Origin of the sequence: Flavobacterium sp. (assembly GCF_044348915.1) — a bacterium.
GTDB lineage: Bacteria > Bacteroidota > Bacteroidia > Flavobacteriales > Flavobacteriaceae > Flavobacterium.
Window position 1 is genome coordinate 1 of the sequence record NZ_JBIKRX010000142.1, and the last position, 3,995, is coordinate 3,995.

Consider the following 3,995-nt stretch of genomic DNA (forward strand, 5'->3'; position numbering starts at 1 on the left):
TCGTAACAGATATCGAACGCTATAGAAGTTTATTGACCGTAATGAAAGAAAGTGGCGATGTGCAATTGTACAACCAAAGCAGACCCGCTTTTAATACCTATATTAAAATGTTTGATCGTTTTGGTCGTGAGAGAGAGTAAAAACACATCTAAAGAATAAAAAACTAAATGTAGCGCTATTGCATAGTAACGCTACATTTTTTTATTGTATTTAATACCTTCGAATAATGAATTTCTATTGGGTAAAAACAAATCGTTTTATTAAAAAAATATTCTCAAATTATGTTTGGGATATTCCCAATACTGACAATAAAATTTACCTCACCTTCGACGATGGACCAACTCCAGCAATAACGGACTGGGTTCTCACAGAATTAGAAAAACACAATGCCAAAGCTACTTTTTTTTGCATTGGCAATAACATCGAGAAATATCCCCAAATTTTCCAGAAAGTAATTACTAAAGGACATTCGATAGGAAATCACACTTTCAATCATTTGAATGGTTGGAAAACTTCGACAGAAGAATATTTAAAAAATAGTGATGAGTGGTCGATAATCAGTGGTCAGTATTCAGTGATCAGTGGTCAGAACTGTAAACTAAACACTGAACACTGCAAACTTTTCCGTCCGCCGTACGGCAGAATAAAATCCTCACAAGCTAAAAAACTTAGGGAACAAGGCTATAAAATAATTATGTGGGATGTTTTGAGTGCCGACTTTGGCACTTCTATTTCGGCTGAAAAATGTATTGAAAATGTATTGAAAAACACAAAATCAGGAAGTATAATTGTTTTTCACGACAGCATAAAAGCATTTCCTCGATTGGAATATACTTTGCCGAAAGTTTTAGAAATTTTAGCTAAAAAAGGATTTGTTTTTGAGAAGTTGACCTAAAGATGTTCTTGAACAAGATTAATGATGGAATTGGCATCTAATTCCCCTGATTGTCTCCAAATCATTTGTCCCCCTTTGTAAATCATCAAAGTAGGAAGCCCTTTGATACGCAAGGCTTCGGCTAACTCTTGATTTTTATCCACATCTATTTTTATTACTTTGGCCTTATCGCCCAAAGCTGCGGCAACATCTCTTATTACGGGATGCATCGAAACAGATGATTCATTCCAATCTGTGTAAAAATCGATCAACACAGGGACTTGGGTGCTTATAAGTTCTCCAAATTTTGACATAAAACCAATGAATTTAATTTTTTAAATCTATTGAAAAAAGCTTTTATTTTACAAATGTAGCATTTTAAACGAATTATGACACATTCTTGCCTTTTTTTAGTTGAATTACGGTGATTTCAGGCATAATACCTACTCTTCCTGGATAAGCATGAAAACCAAATCCTCGGTTTACATAGATATATCTTCCCATATTCTCATATAAACCAGCCCATTGTTTATAAATGTATTGAATAGGGCTCCATTTCACTAATCCTGGAATTTCTATTCCAAACTGCATACCGTGCGTATGACCCGAAAGCGTTAAATGATAGTTTTTCGGGTGATTTTTGACTTCACTATCCCAATGACTCGGATCGTGGCTCATCAGTATTTTAAAATCATCTTTAGCTAAATTAGCTGAAGCTAAATTTATATCTCCTACTTTCTTGAAATTAGTCCCCCAATTCTCAACACCAATCAAAGCAATCCGGCCATTCCCTTTCTCGATAAAGGTATGCTCATTCAGCATTAATTTGAAATCGATTTGACCGTGCAAGTTTTTAATATTTTGGAAGTTCTCTGCTTTGGCAGCCTCTGTTGGCCAAGTGATATATTCTCCATAGTCGTGATTTCCTAAAATGGAATATTTCCCGTACTTATGTTCCCTAATCCGCTTAAAACTATCGATCCAAGGATGCATTTCTTTAGCGTGAGTATTGACAATATCACCGGTAAACAAAATCATATCCGAATTTTGTTCGTTGATCAAATCAATAGCATAATTAATTTTGTCCGGATTGTCAAAACTACCACTATGCACATCGGATATGTGTGTAATGGTAAAACCATCGAAAGCCTCGGGTAAATCAGGGAAAAAGATAGCCTGTTTGATAACTTTGTAATTGTATTTGCCAGTAGTAATACCATAGATTAAGGACAAAAAAGGCACGGCTGCAATTCCTAATCCAATCTGACTGACAAATTTTCGTCTTGAAGCAAGAAAATCAGCGCTGTCATTGAGTCGTGCGAAATGATTTATAGCTCCAAAACCTACACGATAAATATCTTCCCCAAATAATACTAACGTCAAAAGGATTTTAGGAAGATATACCATAAGGAGCAAACCCATAGTTTGCATAGTTTGCGGAGTTTGCCCAATTTTACGGTCAAATTGAGTAAATGAATAAATGATATAAGCTAAAACTAAAACACTTACTACTATATATGAAATCAGCAGAACAGGCTTAGCTTTTACTACAGTTCTTAATGCTTGATACGCATAGAGTTCTATTACGAAAAGCAACACCAAAGGAATCAAAAGGCGTGATAACATTTAGGATATAAATTTTTGTGCAAATTAACGAAGAATGAAGAAACGAAATGACTTCATTATAAAAACTTTAACTACTGAGAATACTTGCTTAAACGCGGATTAGACTTTCTTCAATTCACTAATTTCCAATCGCAATTGCTGAAACATATCCTTTACATTCATAACCCCTAAATCATCGGGTTGAAATTCTTGCGTACAAAAACTGCAAACGTGCTCCCAAACCTCCAAAATCTCACTAGCTTTTACCTCATAAGGCTTGTAAATGCTATTATCCGAATGAAATAAGAATATGGTTTCTCTTTTGGGTTTTCTAAAAAGCCTTTTATAAACAATACCATCATTTTTGCTTAAAACCACATAGGTTTTTCCGTCTTTTACATCGGCTAATTTCTCAATATATTTCCCGACAATAAAGGATTTATCATTGTGTGGCGGCATCGAATCCCCTTCGATTGGGAAAGCACGATATTTCCCATTAGATAGAAATGGTAAAGAAATACGTTGTAAATTTTCAACAAATTCTGGATCTCCATAACCTGTCAAATATCCAGCTCTAGCTTTTGCTGTAACAATCTCAATTTTATTTTCGCCGTCACTATCAACAGTAATTGGGAGTAAAATTCGGTTTTCTTCTAGCTGCAATAAATTCTCATAAGGAACACGTCGAATATCAAAAGATAAAAGTAAATCAATACTGACGTGAAAATAACGAGAAATCCTCTGTAAGCAATCAAGAGGCGGGTCTGTTGTTCCTTCATATTTTGCATAACGTTCACGAGGTATTTTTAATTCATCAGCAATTTTTTGCTGTGTCATTCCGCTTTTAACACGAAGGTATCTAAGATTATCTGAAAATATAGACATATGTTAATGTGAATTTAATTCACAACAAATATACTATTTTTTGGTAATATCGTTCTAATTTTGTACAATTAATTATCAAAATTTATGCAGAGAGCAATAGTACATATGGACTTGGACACCTTCTTCGTTTCCTGCGAGAGATTAATCAATCCAAAACTAATGGGTTTACCCTTAATTATTGGCGGTAGTTCAGATCGTGGCGTGGTGGCATCTTGTTCTTACGAAGCCCGAAAATTTGGCGTACGCTCCGCAATGCCCGTAAAATATGCACTCCGATTATGTCCGCAAGCATCGATAATCAAAGGCGATATGGAATACTATTCGAACAAATCCCACGAAGTAACGACCATTATAAAAGAAGTTGCACCAATAGTAGAAAAAGCCAGTATCGACGAGTTCTATCTCGACTTAACCGGAATGGATAAGTTTTTTGGCTGCTACAAATGGACTTCGGAATTGTCGGAAAAAATCATCCGAGAAAGTGGCTTACCCATCAGTTTTGCACTTTCCGTAAACAAAACCGTTTCAAAAATAGGAACCGGCGAAGCCAAACCATTGGGCAAATTTGAAATCACAGAAAAAAACGTAAAACCATTTCTGAATCCGCTACCCATCCAAAAAATACCGATGC

The 3,995-nt window shown here is 35.3% G+C and carries 4 protein-coding genes and 1 pseudogene; 2 read left to right on the forward strand and 3 right to left on the reverse strand.

The window, feature by feature from the left end; translation table 11 throughout:
* Window positions 1-226 precede the first annotated feature (226 nt).
* Entirely contained in the window at window positions 227-895 is a 669-nt protein-coding gene (locus tag ACIQ1E_RS13960) for a polysaccharide deacetylase family protein (protein WP_396171964.1), read from the forward strand.
* Here ACIQ1E_RS13960 and ACIQ1E_RS13965 read toward each other — a convergent pair.
* The 3 genes from ACIQ1E_RS13965 to ACIQ1E_RS13975 all read right to left on the reverse strand — a co-directional run bounded on the left by ACIQ1E_RS13965 (window position 892) and on the right by ACIQ1E_RS13975 (window position 3,364).
* On the reverse strand, window positions 892-1,188 hold the full coding sequence (locus ACIQ1E_RS13965; protein WP_315146306.1) for a thioredoxin family protein: 297 nt from the start codon (window positions 1,186-1,188) through the stop codon (window positions 892-894). The two genes, ACIQ1E_RS13960 and ACIQ1E_RS13965, sit on opposite strands and share 4 nt — an antisense overlap.
* Window positions 1,189-1,261: 73 nt before the next feature.
* Window positions 1,262-2,500, reverse strand: a complete 1,239-nt coding sequence (locus ACIQ1E_RS13970) for a metallophosphoesterase (protein ID WP_396171966.1) — start codon at window positions 2,498-2,500, stop codon at window positions 1,262-1,264.
* 99 nt (window positions 2,501-2,599) lie between these two features.
* Window positions 2,600-3,364, reverse strand: coding sequence for an XRE family transcriptional regulator (locus ACIQ1E_RS13975; RefSeq protein WP_396171967.1), 765 nt, complete (start codon window positions 3,362-3,364; stop codon window positions 2,600-2,602).
* Window positions 3,365-3,448: 84 nt separating this feature from the next.
* On the opposite strand from ACIQ1E_RS13975, the pseudogene ACIQ1E_RS13980 reads away from it, so the two are divergent.
* Window positions 3,449-3,995: pseudogene (locus ACIQ1E_RS13980) on the forward strand (DNA polymerase IV); the annotation flags it as partial.

Excerpts from the sequence above, each read along its gene's own strand:
- ACIQ1E_RS13960 (WP_396171964.1), top strand. The coding sequence starts at position 227 with ATGAATTTCTATTGGGTAAAAACAAATCGTTTTATTAAAAAAATATTC.
- ACIQ1E_RS13975 (WP_396171967.1), bottom strand. The coding sequence starts at position 3,364 with ATGTCTATATTTTCAGATAATCTTAGATACCTTCGTGTTAAAAGCGGA.
- ACIQ1E_RS13970 (WP_396171966.1), bottom strand. The coding sequence starts at position 2,500 with ATGTTATCACGCCTTTTGATTCCTTTGGTGTTGCTTTTCGTAATAGAA.
- ACIQ1E_RS13965 (WP_315146306.1), bottom strand. The coding sequence starts at position 1,188 with ATGTCAAAATTTGGAGAACTTATAAGCACCCAAGTCCCTGTGTTGATC.